General features: G+C 40.2%; 16 protein-coding genes and 2 pseudogenes. 11 read left to right on the plus strand and 7 right to left on the minus strand.

What is annotated here, in order from left to right; genetic code table 11:
- The first annotated feature begins 19 nt into the window (after positions 1-19).
- The 4 genes from OCV27_RS04550 (at position 20) to OCV27_RS04565 (ending at position 3,423) form a co-directional block, all read left to right on the plus strand.
- Positions 20-946: a hypothetical protein gene (locus OCV27_RS04550; RefSeq protein WP_125322552.1), complete on the plus strand. Its 927-nt coding sequence runs from the start codon at positions 20-22 to the stop codon at positions 944-946.
- Between the two features lie 18 nt (positions 947-964).
- Entirely contained in the window at positions 965-1,792 is an 828-nt protein-coding gene (locus OCV27_RS04555) for a hypothetical protein (RefSeq protein ID WP_185759817.1), read from the plus strand.
- Positions 1,759-2,028: a hypothetical protein gene (locus tag OCV27_RS04560; protein ID WP_337969371.1), complete on the plus strand. Its 270-nt coding sequence runs from the start codon at positions 1,759-1,761 to the stop codon at positions 2,026-2,028. Before OCV27_RS04555 ends, OCV27_RS04560 begins: the two co-directional genes overlap by 34 nt.
- 135 nt (positions 2,029-2,163) lie before the next feature.
- Positions 2,164-3,423, plus strand: a complete 1,260-nt coding sequence (locus OCV27_RS04565) for a hypothetical protein (RefSeq protein WP_125322551.1) — start codon at positions 2,164-2,166, stop codon at positions 3,421-3,423.
- A gap of 175 nt (positions 3,424-3,598) precedes the next feature.
- On the opposite strand, the gene OCV27_RS04570 is transcribed toward OCV27_RS04565, so the two are convergent.
- Entirely contained in the window at positions 3,599-3,997 is a 399-nt protein-coding gene (locus OCV27_RS04570; RefSeq protein WP_185759816.1) for a DUF3800 domain-containing protein, read from the minus strand.
- Between the two features lie 315 nt (positions 3,998-4,312).
- Here OCV27_RS04570 and OCV27_RS04575 point away from each other — a divergent pair, with 315 nt between their 5' ends.
- Positions 4,313-6,118, plus strand: a complete 1,806-nt coding sequence (locus OCV27_RS04575; RefSeq protein WP_125322549.1) for a PI-PLC domain-containing protein — start codon at positions 4,313-4,315, stop codon at positions 6,116-6,118.
- A gap of 377 nt (positions 6,119-6,495) precedes the next feature.
- On the opposite strand, the pseudogene OCV27_RS04580 reads toward OCV27_RS04575, so the two are convergent.
- Positions 6,496-6,696 (minus strand): annotated as a pseudogene (locus tag OCV27_RS04580) (integrase core domain-containing protein); the annotation flags it as partial.
- A gap of 135 nt (positions 6,697-6,831) precedes the next feature.
- Here OCV27_RS04580 and OCV27_RS04585 point away from each other — a divergent pair.
- Positions 6,832-7,791, plus strand: a complete 960-nt coding sequence (locus tag OCV27_RS04585) for a transposase (RefSeq protein WP_185759815.1) — start codon at positions 6,832-6,834, stop codon at positions 7,789-7,791.
- A 705-nt stretch (positions 7,792-8,496) separates the two neighbouring features.
- On the opposite strand, the pseudogene OCV27_RS04590 reads toward OCV27_RS04585, so the two are convergent.
- Positions 8,497-8,838: pseudogene (locus OCV27_RS04590) on the minus strand (transposase); the annotation flags it as partial.
- Between the two features lie 262 nt (positions 8,839-9,100).
- Here OCV27_RS04590 and OCV27_RS04595 point away from each other — a divergent pair.
- Positions 9,101-9,997: a LysR family transcriptional regulator gene (locus OCV27_RS04595; RefSeq protein WP_185759848.1), complete on the plus strand. Its 897-nt coding sequence runs from the start codon at positions 9,101-9,103 to the stop codon at positions 9,995-9,997.
- Between the two features lie 99 nt (positions 9,998-10,096).
- Here the strand turns inward: OCV27_RS04595 and OCV27_RS04600 are convergent, their stop codons facing one another.
- A complete protein-coding gene (locus OCV27_RS04600; protein ID WP_125323332.1) occupies positions 10,097-10,837 on the minus strand; it encodes a hypothetical protein in 741 nt (246 codons plus the stop codon).
- A gap of 493 nt (positions 10,838-11,330) precedes the next feature.
- Here OCV27_RS04600 and OCV27_RS04605 point away from each other — a divergent pair, with 493 nt between their 5' ends.
- A complete protein-coding gene (locus OCV27_RS04605) occupies positions 11,331-11,978 on the plus strand; it encodes a hypothetical protein (RefSeq protein ID WP_125323331.1) in 648 nt (215 codons plus the stop codon).
- An 88-nt stretch (positions 11,979-12,066) separates the two neighbouring features.
- Entirely contained in the window at positions 12,067-12,486 is a 420-nt protein-coding gene (locus tag OCV27_RS04610; protein ID WP_185759847.1) for an MFS transporter, read from the plus strand.
- A gap of 116 nt (positions 12,487-12,602) precedes the next feature.
- On the opposite strand, the gene OCV27_RS04615 is transcribed toward OCV27_RS04610, so the two are convergent.
- Together OCV27_RS04615 and OCV27_RS04620 are read right to left on the minus strand one after the other, a co-directional pair.
- A complete protein-coding gene (locus OCV27_RS04615; RefSeq protein ID WP_125323329.1) occupies positions 12,603-13,241 on the minus strand; it encodes an acyl-homoserine-lactone synthase in 639 nt (212 codons plus the stop codon).
- A 54-nt stretch (positions 13,242-13,295) separates the two neighbouring features.
- Positions 13,296-13,814, minus strand: coding sequence for a hypothetical protein (locus tag OCV27_RS04620; protein ID WP_125323328.1), 519 nt, complete (start codon positions 13,812-13,814; stop codon positions 13,296-13,298).
- Positions 13,815-14,145: 331 nt separating this feature from the next.
- On the opposite strand from OCV27_RS04620, the gene OCV27_RS04625 reads away from it, so the two are divergent.
- Both OCV27_RS04625 and OCV27_RS04630 read left to right on the plus strand, forming a co-directional pair.
- Entirely contained in the window at positions 14,146-14,691 is a 546-nt protein-coding gene (locus OCV27_RS04625) for a glutathione peroxidase (protein ID WP_125323388.1), read from the plus strand.
- Positions 14,688-15,155: a DUF3429 domain-containing protein gene (locus OCV27_RS04630; protein ID WP_125323389.1), complete on the plus strand. Its 468-nt coding sequence runs from the start codon at positions 14,688-14,690 to the stop codon at positions 15,153-15,155. Before OCV27_RS04625 ends, OCV27_RS04630 begins: the two co-directional genes overlap by 4 nt.
- A gap of 95 nt (positions 15,156-15,250) precedes the next feature.
- Here the strand turns inward: OCV27_RS04630 and OCV27_RS04635 are convergent, their stop codons facing one another.
- Positions 15,251-16,234, minus strand: a complete 984-nt coding sequence (locus tag OCV27_RS04635) for a Tle-like phospholipase domain-containing protein (RefSeq protein ID WP_148101004.1) — start codon at positions 16,232-16,234, stop codon at positions 15,251-15,253.
- Positions 16,235-16,426: the final 192 nt, after the last annotated feature.

The following is a 16,426-nucleotide window of genomic DNA, read 5'->3' on the forward strand; positions in this document are numbered from 1 at the left end:
GAGAAAATTTGGATAAAAAATGGAAAATTCATTTCGTAGAAATAAAAGTGGTATCAACAAACTCGTTGATATCAAAGACGAGTGCTTAGATGAAATTGAATTAGTTGCGCTAGATGATCCGCGAGAGCCAATTATGTCGGTTAATGATCGTATTCTGGCGATTCGAAATGGTGTGCATAATTATCGTTCACACTACATTCTCCCTATGGCTATTGGGTTCTGGTGTTTTCTATTTTTTGTAGTTTCTGATCTTGGTCCAAACTCAGCCGAAGTTAAGTTTGCGCGCAGTAATTTGATAGAATATCAAACAGATAAATATTCACTGAGTGACAGTGATTACAACTACTACAAAACAATGCTAGGAGACGATCAAAATAGTGGCATACTTGACTATGTTAAGGCTGTTCATTTATATGGTGGAGAAACACAAAAACGTTATCAAAACGAACACTTTTTTATTATTTTGGTACTATTTACCATATCAGTAGCGCTAACTTATTGGTACTTGCGCTTTCGTATTATGGCGTATCTCTTTTTCGATAGAAAAAAGCAGATTGTTTACACATGGCGTAAAGGGCGTGTGGCTGCTTGTCGTTTTGAGAATATAGGCTTTCGTGAAGAAACGCTTGGTTTACGGCTATTCCTATATGGTGAAAAGAAAAAGACGGAGGATGGCTATACGTATAAAGAAGTGGAATATCTTATTCAGCCTTCAGAGTCCATGTTTTTTAACAGTAAGCAAGACAACAACCTTCTTCTAACTCAGTTGTTTGCTTTTATGGGAACAGGGAAACAAGCCGTGATCAAAGATGCTCACTTTGAAAGAGAAATGCCGAGAACATGGCAAGCTAAAGACAAACAGCCAGAAGACTTTGATGCTAGGCTCGAAGAAATCTTAAAGCGCGAGCATGAATTACCCCAATTGTACCAAAAACGGTTAATTTAATTTAGCAGCGGTAAATAAATGAAACGCAGATTTTGGGGTATATTCACCACCAAAGCCCAGCCTTTTTCCAAATGGTGGCAGGCGTTTCGCTCTGAGGTAACCGTTATTCCCATGGAGGATCCGTTTGACCCTGTCGTGTCAGTGGATGATAAGGTGCTGAAGGTAAGGACGGGTTACCATAACAGGCGCAATTATTATATTGTGCCATGGATGTTGATGCTTTCCATTCTGGCAACCTACTTTTCTTATGAGTCTTGGCCAGATTTCAACTATTTAGCTGAAAGGGCAAACGAAAGTATCTCACGCATTCAAGAATTTCGTAGAACTGGGTATTCTCCCAGCTATGATATTAATGAGATGGAGGCATATCGGCGCGCAATGCTTGACGAAGAAGGTAAGGTAACGTTCTTTACTTATATGAGAGCATTGGAAGTTCAAGGCCGCTTAGGAGGTTTTGTAGAAGGTGCGGTGCTATTGGCCTTAATGTGGGTTTTAGTTGTGGCTATGTGGCTGCTGTTCTTTCTCAAACCCAGAGATGCCGAGGTGTATTTTGACCGCCAACGGCAAATTGTTTATAGCTGGCGCCATGGTAGAGTGGGTGCGGCCTACTTTAATAAAATGGGTTTAATTGAGAACCACCTTGGTATTAACCTTGTGCTGCAGTTTGAAAACAAAAAACAAAAGGGCTATCGCCCGATGGCGATTGTTGGTATTGATACGGGCAAGCTGACCTTTCACTCTGAAGCCGATACCACCTATCCATTGGCGCAAATCCTTGCCTTTATGGACCATGGCAAAAGCGCTATCGCCCGATGGCGATTGTTGGTATTGATACGGGCAAGCTGACCTTTCACTCTGAAGCCGATACCACCTATCCATTGGCGCAAATCCTTGCCTTTATGGACCATGGCAAAAGCGCAGTGATCACTGGCCCTTCTTTTAAGCGCAAACCCGCCAAGTTTTTCTGGCGAGTGGATCCTAAACCAGACAACTTTGAGCAACGCGTTAACGCCGCCCTTAAAGCCGATGGGGATTTAGTCCATCACTACCAAACCCGCAGACCTAAAGGGCACGCGATATAAAAGCGAGTAAATAAATGAAACGCAGATTTTGGTGCATATTTACCACCAAGGCCCAGCCTTTTTCCAAATGGTGGCAGGAGTTTCGCTAACAGCTCTCGATACAATAACACCAATCTGATAAGCGTAGGAGATACAGTGAATACAATAGCTAGTATTCAAGACACAGTTCTCACCCCATTTACTCGAAGTATTTACCAAAAAGCCTTTTTAGTGATTGGCTTGTGTATATTACTTGGCGCATTTTTCTATGACGCTAAGACTGTTTCGCTAATGATAACTGGCATAGCAACGGTTTACGTTATTATTAGTTTTGCTTTTAAGCCTAAGTTACGCCAGCACATATACAAGCAAGATGATTCACTACATGTGGTAAAGTCGGCACTAATGTCTCGTTTTGATAAACGGGTATTGTGTTGTTTTATTTTGATTGCCGTCGTGAGTGATTTCTATGCTTTGGCGGATATAACCATGTTGATGCTCGGTAATGTGGGTTATCAAATATGCCTATCTGTATTGGTTTATCGACTGCTATATCGCCAAGAAGAAGTTATTTTACCCTTGATGGAGAAGTATTTATTGCTTGAGAACAAGCAGTCTAACTGCTTGTTAATGAAAAGATTTGATATCTATTTAGTCATACATTCCGTTGAAGTGCTAGAATTGCCAGCAGTTTATCAGGCTGATCAAAACGAGGTTAAAGAACGGGAACTTGAGTTTGTTGGTACTATCTCTCTTGAAAAAAAACCATTTGAAGGCGATGATGCAGTGACTATCATTGCAGAGCTAAATCAGTATTTATCCACAACTACGGGGCACACTATGGTTAAAAAATCGTGGCGTGATGGAGTAAAGATATTTGTATTGAGCCTCGTTGGTTTATACGCCTACATTTTTTGGCTGCCGAGCCTATTTAAATTTATGTTTCCTGTTGGCCGTTATCAAAATAAGTTTGGTGATATTGTAACTAGGACAGAGGGGATGTCTGACTTTAGCGTGTATTTTATGATGTTCATTATATTTATCATGCTGGCTTTACCTTGCTTCTCAGCCATATATAACTTTTATCATGATGTAAGATTTTCCACATTTAAGGCGGTTTGTGCCACTAGTGAAGGGCTTTGGCTACTTACTCCCTGCACCAGTGGCCATTATTCAAGAAAAATATCACGCTCTGAAATAGCCTACATTTGTTACGCTGATATTAAAGTTAACGAAGATGACTTTTTGCCGCCAACTAGATATATAGACCAAGATATAAAGTTGATTGGTGTTGATGGTAATCTCATATCATTAAACGATTGTGTTTGGAGCTGTCACTTTATACTTGATCATTTGGTTAAACTTGGCCTACCAGTTCGCTTAGTTAAGGATACTTATGATCTCAGGTATGGCTAGTAGTTTAACTTGTTATCCTGCATTCATGTTGTGCTTCTGAGCTGTATAGGTTTAATATAGCTAAATTTAATATTGATATTTTTTGCTAGTTAACTTATATTTAAGTCAGACCAAATAGGGTCACGCGTCGTCTGGTACGGCGGGACGAAAGCCACTTAGAGTGGCTTTTTGTTTTTTAGGGCTTTGCAAAGCAATAGTATTTAACTCCCATCTTTCTTACATCTTTAACATGAGCATCAATAATAAGATTATTTTTTGCTAGAAGCTTATATGGTGGGTATTCCTTGTCGTAGCCACCCTTTATGACAGGGTATAAGACAACATCTGCAAGCTGCATCAATCTACTTTCTTTAGATTGAAAGATCACATTTTTTGTTACAAATCTTGCTACCTCTTCTCCTTCTACTGGCGAGTATATAGCGCTTCTCGAAGCATTAAACTCCATACCTTGGGCTCGTAATACATTGTGATAGTCTTGTATCTTCTTGTCTTCTTTACGTCCGGTTTTCTCAACGTGGACGATTAATTTAGTCCCTTCCATTGAACGAACAAATTTTAACGCTCTCTCTACCAATATCTGATAGGCGCTTCTGCAAAGTTGCCACTTATCTTCGTATACTTCTGAGTACCGCTCACGGTAATTTGGTCGGTCAATTACGCATGCATGTGAAAAAATTGGCAGAAAAATTCAGGACACACATCAAAACGACGGCGGAAGTAAAAACTCTGGCTCACACACCAAGGGTAAATGCAGGCTAACTCTTTACCAGCTATATTATGTAATTGCCTGCCTATAGTGATGTATTGGTTTAAACTCAGTTTGTTAACGAGGCTGGCGAAGAGGCTTAATGAATAAAATCACCGATATTACATAGGATGTGTATAAATAATGGCTAAAAAATTCTTATTCGCTAATCTGGCGATGGCGGCGTTGATACCGTCACTCGTCCATGCAACAAACAGTACTCGACTGTTTGATAAGTCGTTTGCAACTACTCATAACAGCTATTCCGGCAGCCTCAAAGGCTATGGTAACCGTGGCTCCATTATTCAGCAGTTGGACAATGGCGTGTATGGTCTTGAGTTTGATATATTTCCCCAATACAGCATGGGCGGTATTGGGCACGATAAAGTCGGAGACGAAGTCTATCGACAATATAGTGCCAACCCTTCTTCGTTTGATCTGAGCACCTGGTTTAGTCTGATTAATGATTGGTCGAATGTCCATCCATCGCACCCTCCTTTATTTATTACTGTTGATTTTAAAAAGAAAAGTAGCTGGAGTGAGGCCGAGCTGTCTAACTTTCTTGATGGGGTGAAAGACGTGTTTGGTGACAAGCTGGTTACCCCGAATCATGTTCCTGCTGTTTCAGAGATGACGATGGCTGACGCGAAAGGCAAACTCTTTATTATTTCAAACCATGATAAATTTTATGATGCCTCTAGTGATGTATCCAATAGAAGCAAAGATGTGCAATTTTTGTATGGCGGCAATCTGGACTTTGCTAACTTCAAAGGTAGTGACAGCTCGGCAAAGTCGAAGGTAAAAAGCAACAAATCCAAGCGTTTTTCGCGGGTGTATAAGTGGGATCAATACGGGCACCGATTCTACAACGACGATATTCAGGTAACGTTTCCCGCTAGCGATTACCCCTTCTATAGTCAATATCAGAAAATGCTTAAGCTCGATCACCAAAAGGTCTGGCGTGATCAAACCTTCGCGACCTTCAGCATCAAGCGCAATAACAATTACGATCAAGGCCGTGAGCCGGCGGTGTCGATCAACTCTCAAATCGGCGGTAACCGTGTCGTGGAGGTTCACCGTTCACAAAACAATGATGGGTTATGGTATCGATTGGGCACGTTGGACAAGCGAGATCACGGGATTGATTGGAAGGAAAATGGAAAATATTCGGCGGGGATCAGGCCGAATGTCTCGGTCAACGATAACGGCATGATTGTGGCGGTACATAAATCACAAAATAATACGGCTATCTGGATGGTGGTCGGAAAGATCGTCAATGACAAAATCCAATGGAAAAACGCTCAGAAATCGCCGTTTCAAGGGTATTACCCAGACGTCGTGTTAACCGATGATAATCAGGTGGTTGTGGTCTTCAGTGATACCGATTACGACAATATACATTATGCTGTTGGGTCGTTGACAAGCGATAGGGCGATTTATTTTCCTGACGGTCATCACACGGTGGTGAGTGACAAGGGAAGGTCATTGAGCCGTCCCCAAGTGGATGTCAACGATGCTGATCAACTGATCATTAGTTGGGAGCAAAGTCAGTCAGGTGCGCGTGAAGGTTGGACTCGTATTGGTTACCTTGACGCCAATAAAATGGATCTTCAATTCAACACGGCCTCTAGCGTCAATCGGGCCAGTCAGGTAAACCACTCCCGACTTTCCACCACCTATCCGTTTGTCTACGATACGGCGCATTTTCCTTCCGTTGCGCTTTCAAAAAAAGGCAATACTGTCACCACACACCGTTCACCGAGTGGTGATAATTTGTGGTACCGAGTCGGGAAACGAGGACGTTCGACACAAATTCAAGAAGCAAGTGTCAATTACACCAAGGGACGAGAAGCAAAAATCGACATGAACGATGAGGGTTACACGGTCGAGGTGCATCAATCACAAAATAACAGCGGCCTTTGGCTCTCGGTAGGCAAACTTCAGGAGTAGGAACCATCCGATGTCCGTCTCTATAACGGGGCGGACATCGGGCTGACACTTAACCCTTAATTTACTGATTAATCGACTTTTAAATGCAAAAAACTAGGCTAGAAATAAAGAGTTCAGGACATATATCATTGCTAGGGGGACAGGTACCTAACCGCCCTATTGACTCGAAGAGTTCCAGCCATTATTTTCTCCTTTTGTAAGAGACTGAATTTAAAATGATTTATGAGTATCACTAAAGAAATTGACAGCAGGATAGAGTTGGAAGACTTATACCTTTCGTTAAAACTCACCTGTGGCGAACAAAGCCAGATTATCTCCAATTGTTCTGCGCAACTTTTTCAGGACACTTTTCTAAAGGACTTTTCATAGTCAATCGGTTACATATCGCCGTTAGTCGTATGTAACCGATCTAAATTGTAATATCGCATATAAGCTGACACATCATTTTTCATGTTCTCTCGCGTTGGTTGCGGCACTTTTAACAACCAGTCATGCTTCAGACTACCAAAGAACCGTTCAACTACCGCATTGTCCCAACACGCTCCAACATCACCCACGCTGGCTCTTATTCCATAGTTCATAGTTCAGAAAGAACTCAGGACACACACCAAAAGGACTAAATAAGTATGATTTAGTCTTTTTCGAGGGACCGATGGCAACCACTTGTTTGAATGATTGCTAACTTCTTATTATTCCAATAAGGAGACATATTCATGACGACTGCACGCAAGCAACTTATCTCGATTGAAGCGACACCTTATTATCACTGCGTTTCTCGCTGTGTTAGGCGCAGCTTTTTGTGTGGTGAAGACAGCCAAAACCAAGTGAGTTATGAGCATCGCAGAGAATGGATCGTCAATAAAATTCACTCGCTTTCTGATCTCTACTGTATTGATATTTGTGCTTACGCCATCATGAGTAATCACTACCACTTAGTCGTCAATATCAATCGAGAGAAAGCTTTAGCCTTGTCACATCATCAGATAGTTGAGCGCTGGGGAATGGTTCATAAGTTACCACTTATTATTCAACGCTGGCTTCATGACCAACTTACTCACCCAATTGAACACGCAAAATGTATGGAGATCATTGAGCTTTGGCGGGAACGTTTGTGGAATTTGAGCTGGTATATGAAAGAGCTTAACTACGACATTGCTTGTAAAGCTAACAAAGAAGATAACTGCACTGGGCACTTCTGGGAAAGCCGATTTAAAAGCCAAGCTTTGCTTGATGAAAAAGCCCTTGCCGCTGCAATGGCGTACGTAGACCTAAATCCTATTCGCGCAGGCATTGCTACTAAGCCAGAAGACTCAGAATTTACCTCCATCAAAGCTCGAATCGACGCTTTAGATAAACAATTGGCTACAGCCCCTTGCCTTCATCCTTTTATCGGTAATGAGAGCAACTTAAAACAAGACGGCATTCCTTTTCGATTGATGGATTATATTGAACTAGTCGACTGGACAGCCCGCCAAATTCGGCCGAATAAAGCATTTATGAATTCGAGCCTGCCCCCCATATTAGACAGGCTTGGGGGAAACATAAATAACTGGCTAAAGGTTTGTACACAACTGGAGAAATTCCACGTCACTGCGGTAGGCAGTCAAGCACAAGCAATTATCGCCAAAATCGCTCTTAATAAGAAAAAGCTTCATTTATTCGCACTTGAATAGCAGTCACTCAAAGACTTTCAGAAATAGATACCCACAGCTTGATGGCTGAAACAGCTTTGAAATAGACTTACCGATATTCAATAAAAATGCCTTCCTTTAGTCTAAGTCGACAACAACATTTCCCAAATTTGGCGGTTCATCAAAACAAAATTCAAGGTGACGCGGATAATTTATCTTTCTCTTTACTGGTGTGTGTCCAATATTTACATAACACTTTAATTAAAGTAAGTCAGGGAAAGGTCCTTGAAAATAATTCAGGAATAAAAAATAATTATGTGTATGTAGTTGAGTAGGATATATTTCAGTTTCATATTTCAATTATAGAGTTGTTATGGACGTTAATAATATAAAAAAGCATTGCTTCTTGGATTGCTGATATCTTTGTCTACCCCTACTTTTCTTCTGAGATAAAGCCGATTAGGGCACTGGTAGGAATTAAGAATGTACCAGTTATAGGTTCTAAATACCGTATTGATGAGACGTCTTATGGAGCAGCCCCCGTTACTCTTTCTTGTGAATTAGAAGGTAAATTTAGATCTTTTTCAGCATGTGAGCTTGATGCCAACATACATAGCCTGTATTTAGACATGACAAAAGATAATTTTACTGGTCGTAATGTCTCCGGAATAATCATTGAGTTCACAGGAATAAAATATGGACAATTATTTTTCAAACTAGTGGATTAAGTTATGGGCTCTTCTCCGCTTAGGTGAGCTTGATATTTGGGTAAAAAGTTGAGTGTGTATCGGGAACCGATGTTTGTCTGATCTTCAATTTGAAATAGTCTTTATCTCTCACCCCTCTTGCCCTTCGTTTGAGTAAGCCAATCGAGACATTACCTGCTTCTACCCGAGCGTTAGTCAGCTTGTATTTTCCGTAGTTACAAATACCCAATTTTCTTTCTAATAAAGCATCGGCAAAATTAATTAAGGAAAGTATTCCGGTCGATTTGGCAAGACGGAACCAAGTTTCTAGAGCTTCCACCATTGTTTCGTAATCGGGCTCATCCCATATGGCTTGTAGCTGCTCTTTGAGCATGTAAACAGTATGCGCCCATGAACCCACGGAGCGACACTCTAGTGTTTGAAGTTCCAAGGCAGCAGAGCATCGATATCAGGCTCTACTTTTGCAAGCTTTTTCATGCACTTGACCATGTACACCAAAAGTACCAATTTAAAAAATAATCATTTACAATCATGTGTTTAGTGGTTACTTTGAGCTGTTCTGGTAAAATATATAGTCTTTTTGGGCGGTGCTCGTTCAGAATTCATTGATGAACAAGTACGGATTACTTTTGGTTGGGAGTCTGATGATCCAGTACACATTAGATCAAATATTTTCGTTTACACTAGCAGCAGAACATGGGTCTCTAGCTAAGGCGTCTCGTGCAAGTGGTAAGGATAGGGCAACACTGAGTGAACATGTTAGTAATCTTGAAATTGCGCTGAATACAACTTTGTTTGAAAGAGGGGGTAATAGCCTCGCTATCACAAAAGAAGGTGTCCAGTTATTACGACTAGCGAATAGCTTATTAAGACAAGCCAAAGGCCTTCAGTCCTATGCGGATGTATTATCATTACCTGAACAACTTCACTTTCGTGTAGCATTGGATGCAAGTTTACCGAATGATTTCATCCTTAGCGTTAATAATGTCCTCAAAGAACATAATCCTAATGCCAAAGTGGATTGGATGTTTCTTGGCAGAGATAAGGCGATACCTAAGCTTGTAGACTCAGAACTTGATGCAGTGATCATGCTAAAAAACGATCAATCTATGACTTTATTGCCTAAAGCTGGTTTGTGTGGGTGTTATCTTGGGAAAATACCCAGTAAGTTGTATACAAGTGCAGAATCTCATCTGCAGGATTTAACACCTATTAAATTTAGAGATCTAATCCATGATACCCGTTATGTTTTGCAGAGTACTTTTGAAGCTGGGCTAGCGGAAAAAGGCTCATTTTCTGGTCATCAAGTGGTTTTAGGTAGTGTGGATCTTATTGCCAGCTTTTTGGGGCAAGGGGGTTGGGCAGTCCTTCCTGCTCTTAAAGTATTGGATAAATATCCAGATATTAAACCATTAGAAGCGGAGTTTTTAAACATGTCATGGCGAATAGAACATATGTTAATGAGTCGTGATGGTATAGCCGGAGACTGTTTTAAATTTTTGATAAAAACGATAAAGATGAAGTACAAAGAACTGACGTAAGCTTATCGTTATTTCTTTCTTATATACGAAAAAGGGCCGTTACGTTAAAGTAACGGCCGTGCTATTAACAAGGTGTGTAAACTGTGTTTTTAGCTGTTACTAGTTATAACGGTTCCAAGCTTCTTCCCAATTACTTCCTGTGCCAGGTGAGTAGTAGTTAGGGTTATCATTACACCAATTAGATTCCTTGCATTGGTAAAGATTTTCATCGGCTTCTTGGAATACAATATCATTATGTTCGTAGTTGCTAGTACCTGAGATAACGGCTTCTTCATCATAATGTGGGTAACCTTGGTCAGGGTTTTGGTCCAACACAGGAGTAAAAATAACTTTAGCAATATTTTCATCAGGGATGTTTTTTACCATACTACAGCTCTTTTTAAGTGAACCGTTTTTATCGGTTGCTCTGAGATGGACACCTGTCCCATCGTCTGAATTGAAAGAGCAACGGCTTTGTTCATAAATATCCCAGTTGTTACTTCCACCGTCACCATCAAAATAAGAGTAGGAATTGAACTGGTCTTGAACTACACCGTTTTTCTTGACTTTAATTTCTGCACCGACCTGTCCGCTGCGGGTAATGGTGCCTGAAAAAGTGCTGGTACAATACTCGCCTGGCTCAGAACCCGCAAGAATCGTGAAATCTTGGTTTGAAGAACCTTCCATTCCGCCATTACCCGTGTCATTGATGTATTGGCGAGTTTCAACCGAAATATTTTCGTAAGGAGAGTCGGTAATGTTGACACAAATCTGTTGTTTAGGATGCCCCTTTAATCCGGCATTTGCCCCTGCAGATAATAAAATAGATACAGTGATTAAACCAAGTGTTGCCCTTTTCATAAAAATTTCCTATGTACTATGAAATCAAAAAGTTAAAATACCTAAAGGTATAAATGTCATTCCCTAACTAGTAGGAAAATGTTTAGCATGTGCATCAACAAGGCACAGGACGCATAATATAAAGTAAGTTTCAATGATACCAATCTCTCATAATGGGTATTTCCTACGCTTATTTTTTAAGCGATAAATTGGTTTGCTATACTTGTTTCAACTAGGCGCTACCGTATTGAGTTTTGGGAAGAGGTTATGAAAATATCTATTCAGATCTGATACATCTAGTTCGCAAATACTCGTAATTAAACTCACATATCTCACTTATTCGATTTTCTACTTAGTGAAACGATTCACTATAATCAGCAGGTTAATATGTGATAAGGTGTAATGCGTATAGGTTGTTATGGTTGTGCTACTCGATTTGGATAAAAAGTTAGCTCTTAGCGCCTGTGTTATCGACGATGTGGTAGATTTAGCAGAACATATGTAAAACCCTGTTATGTTAAAAGACAGCAGGGGAAGATACTTATATGCAAACCAATCAAGCATCTCTTTTTTTGGCTTAAGTCATCAAAATGATGTGGTGGGCCTGAACTCGAAAGAGCTCAAAGGTAAAGTGACACATCGCTGGCATGATACATTCGAACAAGCCATCTCAGATTTAGACTCGTTTGTGGTGAAAAAACGCTTGTCAGGGCGAGATAACATGAGAGCTATCCCTTGCCAGGACGGTACATTACGTATCCAAGACATGATCAAAAAGCCGATGGTCAGTAGCCTATCGGACAAAGTCACTTCTATTTTTACCTTCAGTGAAAACTTAACCGATAATATAGATAGGCTAGCTTTACTTAGCCTTTATGTGGACTTTTATTCTTCACACCTTGTAGCGGGCCGCTATTTTCTAAAGTACCTATCAATCGAGTCCTTATTTACTAAAACGCCGTCATTAAGAGAGATGGAAACTGTGTTGCGAATAGCAGCATTGGGCAATCAAAAAGCAGTATCAAATCAGATGGGGATCTCGACGAGAACAGTAGAAGAAAATATACGAAAAATTAAGCAGAATAAGCTTGCCAATGAATGTCTATGGTCTGTACTTTTGGAATTAATAAGAAATGAACGCAGAAACCTTAAAATTAAGTAAAGTTATACAAATCACTACCGTATCCAATGTTTTTGAATGATATGAATATATTATATTTGCCTATTTATACGCGTCGATTGGTCAACATTTGTTCTCTTCATCGGATCCTATCTCCGCTGCAATAGAAACCTTTGGCGTGTTCGCACTCAGTTATTTAGCAAGGCCATTTGGGAGTATGTTCTTTGGCTGGTTGTCAGACAGTGCATCAATATCGAAAGCAGCTAGAATTTCGATGATGATGATGGCAGTACCTCCGATTATCATTGTTCTGATACCAAGTTACGCTATTATTGGTATTGCTGCTCCTATCGCCTTGGTTGCCGCTCGGTTGGTACAAGGATTTGCAGCTGGCGGTGAGCTGCCAGTGACAGCGACCTTTGCTTATAATCATACAGAGACAAAATTTAAACGCTTTGCCTGTGCTTTGGTTAATTGCAGCTCTTTGATTGGAGTTCTGCTTTCATCACTGACGATTACACTAATGAATATTATGCTAACCCAAGAGTGAGAACAATGGGGACACACACCTAAATACCAGTTGGCAAACTAATGCTACGTTAAGGTGTGAGCTATGCAATACCAAAGCGAAACTAGGCAATTGTGATTATTTTGTTTAAGCGCATGTTAGCTATATTCAATCATAGCTTCTTGATCCCCAAAAGAAAGCACACTCTCAAAGATACCCGCTATTATTCTAGCTGAATGTAGAATATCTTTAGTTATGATTAACTTTCCAGCACGAATCTTTTTCCCATCTCCAGCAACTGAAAACTCCCCTAGCCAGGAGACTGGACAGCCATTATTGATAAAAACACTTTTCCAGTAAGCTGGAAGCATAAGTCCTACAATTGAAGTGATCCCATGTATCAAGCTATATTCTAGGTAAGCAATAACGAGTTCCTGAATCACACGTTTTCTTTGAGCGGGTGACAAGCCTTTATCTAAGCAGAACCGACTGCCTTCCCAAATATTGGCATCGCAAGGCAAAGGCTCATATGTCACTATATGTGGAAATACTTCTTTCAACATATAAGGCCGAGTTGTTGGATACAGTCTAGCGACTCCTCTCACTTTCTCGTTTTCACGCCAGACAAAATAAATAGTTGCAGGATTATCGTATTGGTCGTATTCCATACAATTTATATAGGGGACATCCCATGATTGCCTTTCAATGACGCTTCTATATCTAAGTTGAAACTGATCGGCAAGTGGGTTACCTCTAAAATTATGCAGCGTACTCACGGTTATACATTCAATTGTCATAGTTTAGCTGCCAATGAAAAATCGGTGACGTGCAATACTCCACCGATTTAACAATTAGTGAATTTCTGTTGTTTTGATGTATCCGTCACCACGGCTACCATTTGAACGGTTGATCACAACCCAATGGTATTTGCCTTTGCTAGGGTTAGAATACACAGATCTGCTAGGCCCTCCAACCACAGAGCCGCTATCATCAACAAGCTGTAGGCTAAGCCAAGCATTTGATAAGTTCGTCAATGCCCCAGATGCTCGTTTATAGGCACACGTTTGATTAAACGAGTAGAGCTTTGTCGAATCACCAGGTTTTAAATTGGTAAAGTAAAATGTATTAGACAAATTGATTCGGCACAAAAAGTTAAAAGACTTCGAAAGCTCCGCAAAGCCTTGGTCATTCATTTGTTGAGTTTCTTCTTTGTTGAGGTCCATCCCGACAGAGCTTTTTGTGACCACTTTTGATTCCAGCTCAACCAGAGGATAGGCTTTTCCATCAAGGTAAACATCTGTAGGCGCAAAGTTCGCTTGCGCTGGGAGAGAGAATGCTGCAAGTATTAATGATATATTAATAATTTTCATAGTAATGACCATATGTATAAGAGCTGAGATGATTATTTATATATACTATGTAAACAACATTTATAATCTTTATTTGTGAGTGTGTAACTCATAATATGTAATGGTTAAAATAGACATTACATATTATAAAAATTAAGATCACATTATAAAGGCATGATGTTTGTTTATTTCTGTTGTTATATTTTCCTAAGTGAATAACTCCAAACTAATTACTAACATTGTTAATAGCTTGATGAGTGGCTCTCACCAGTGTGATTAATACCAGCTAAAGTGATCATTTTACCTAGCACAAGAGTACTAATAATTATCCTCACTCACATAAACTAACTCTATGAATTATCCACTAGTTTGTTCAACCGCTCTAATTGCAGTCCTGATGAACTTTTCCGCTTTTGCAGTAACTTGCCCTGACATACTTAACAGCAAGCAACGGCTGCTTAACTCAACTGATAGCATTGAGCTATGTGATGAGTTTCAAGGAAAGACGTTGTTGGTCGTTAATACTGCTAGCCAATGTGGTTTTACATCACAGTTTGAAGAACTTGAGCAGCTGTATCAGACATACAAATCTCAAGGTTTCACTGTTGTTGGTTTTCCTAGTAACGATTTTCGGCAAGATAAAGGGAGCGAGGCGCAATCTGCTAAAATTTGTTATTTAGATTACGGTGTCACCTTCCCTATGATGGCGCGAACGTCATTAACGGGCAGTAGCGCAAATCCTGTGTTTACGCACATACTGGCCCAAGCTGGCGTAACCCCTAAATGGAACTTTTATAAATTCTTAATCAACAAACAAGGTAAGGTCATCGCCACTTTCCCTAGCTCAATATCGCCTATGAGTGCCACACTTAAAAACGCTATCGAGCAGCAGCTATGAAATCTGATTATATGGTAAGTACTCACACACGTAGCACCATGACCAAACTAGGTTACCTGGGCTTAACCCCTTTTTTATTTGGACTGCTTTTGTCGCTGACCGGTAGCCGTTTCATTGGACATAGTGGTGAAGCATTTTTCATTACATACAGCGTCGTTATTTTGAGCTTTTTGTCGGGTATTTTATGGGGAAATAGCATTGAAAACTTTGAAAGCCGATTGAGCAATAAAGCACTAATTTTGAGTAACTGTATTGTGTTAGCGGCGTGGTTTTCTGTGTTGCTTGGTGAGCAAAATGAGCTTGTGAGTCTGCTTATTTTACTTATCGGCTATATCGCGGTTTGGCGAGCAGAGAAATTAATGCGTGTAGAGAACCAAAGTGCTGGGCCAGAAGGTTATTTTGATATGCGAACAAGGTTAACCTCTAGTGTGGTCTTGATGCATGGCTTAGTGATGTTAACTTGAAGGATCAACAGAAAAACACATAATAATATTATGTAGTCATTAGGCGAGCTCTTGATCGCCTTGCTGTGATAAGAGTATTTGATATTTGATATTTGCTATTTATCCATAACACACTGAAGGTTATCAATGACTTGGGGAATATTGTGCAAATAAAATCGGTTACTGGTGAGATATTCGTACCAGTCATCCTCACCTTTACAAAATGGAAGTGTGTATATATCACCAAGTTGAGGTGGCATGTACCAGCCAAACAAGTACGTCAGTGCTTCACCCTCTAGATTCACATTGACAATCTTTTCCTCTGCTGCTTTGTTGAGTTCTTCTAAACTTTCGAACTGGCGTTTTTGTATGATGTGTTCAAGACTGCCTTTGCCTAGACCGAGTGCATTAAATGCATAAGCTTTTGAATCAGTGAGCATAGCTGCATATTGCGCTAAACCACCACCTAAAGAGGTACCCGTTACAATCAGTTGTTTTTCTGGATAAGCTGACTTGATTGCTTGTGCGAGAATTTCAGCCTGTTTGAAATCGTCAGGTATCTGACCATTAATCTGATTATACGCAGAGCTACTATTTATTACGCCTCGTTCTGTCCGTCCCTTTATTGAAGAGCGAGTATCTGTTCCGGCAAAAGCGAGAACGACATGGTTATCTTGCTCATCGATAGGCATTAGAACGGTTGCCATTAACCCGGTGTGTTTGTCTATGTATTTCAACTGCTCATTGTTTTTACTATCAACATTGATATAAGGAGGAAAAGAGATACTTTGAGATTCGGTTGATTTGTGTGAGCTTTGAATAAAATTTGCTTCTTCAGTGCTGATACGTCGAAAACCATCTTGTGTATTTTTGACGTTTGCTACAGAAACAAATGCCCCTTGAGACAGCTTTGCGTACCTAAGTACATATTCTGAGGTCGATTTGTCGATGATCTGTTGTTCTTCCTTGGAAGTAAATTGAAGATCAGGCTCAACATAGGTCGAGCTCGCATTAGCTTGTGAACCAGCCAATGCTAAAAGGGCAAAAAGACAAATCGCTAGAGTTGCATTGGCTTTGGGCACTGAAAGAGGTTTATACATGGTCATTTCACTGTTCAGATAATAAACGAATACTGTATGTTTTTTTAGCAAGTTTTGCTACCAAAATTGTTACAAGGATTGATGAATTGGTTGAATCAGTTTTTTAAATTAAGTCCATAGTTAGAAAAATTGGCCATTTACGAAGGGGATTATAGGCCGATTACCCCACCGAAATTAATGGTTTGGCGATTT

It is taken from the genome of Vibrio pectenicida (assembly GCA_024347015.1).
Lineage (GTDB): Bacteria > Pseudomonadota > Gammaproteobacteria > Enterobacterales > Vibrionaceae > Vibrio > Vibrio pectenicida.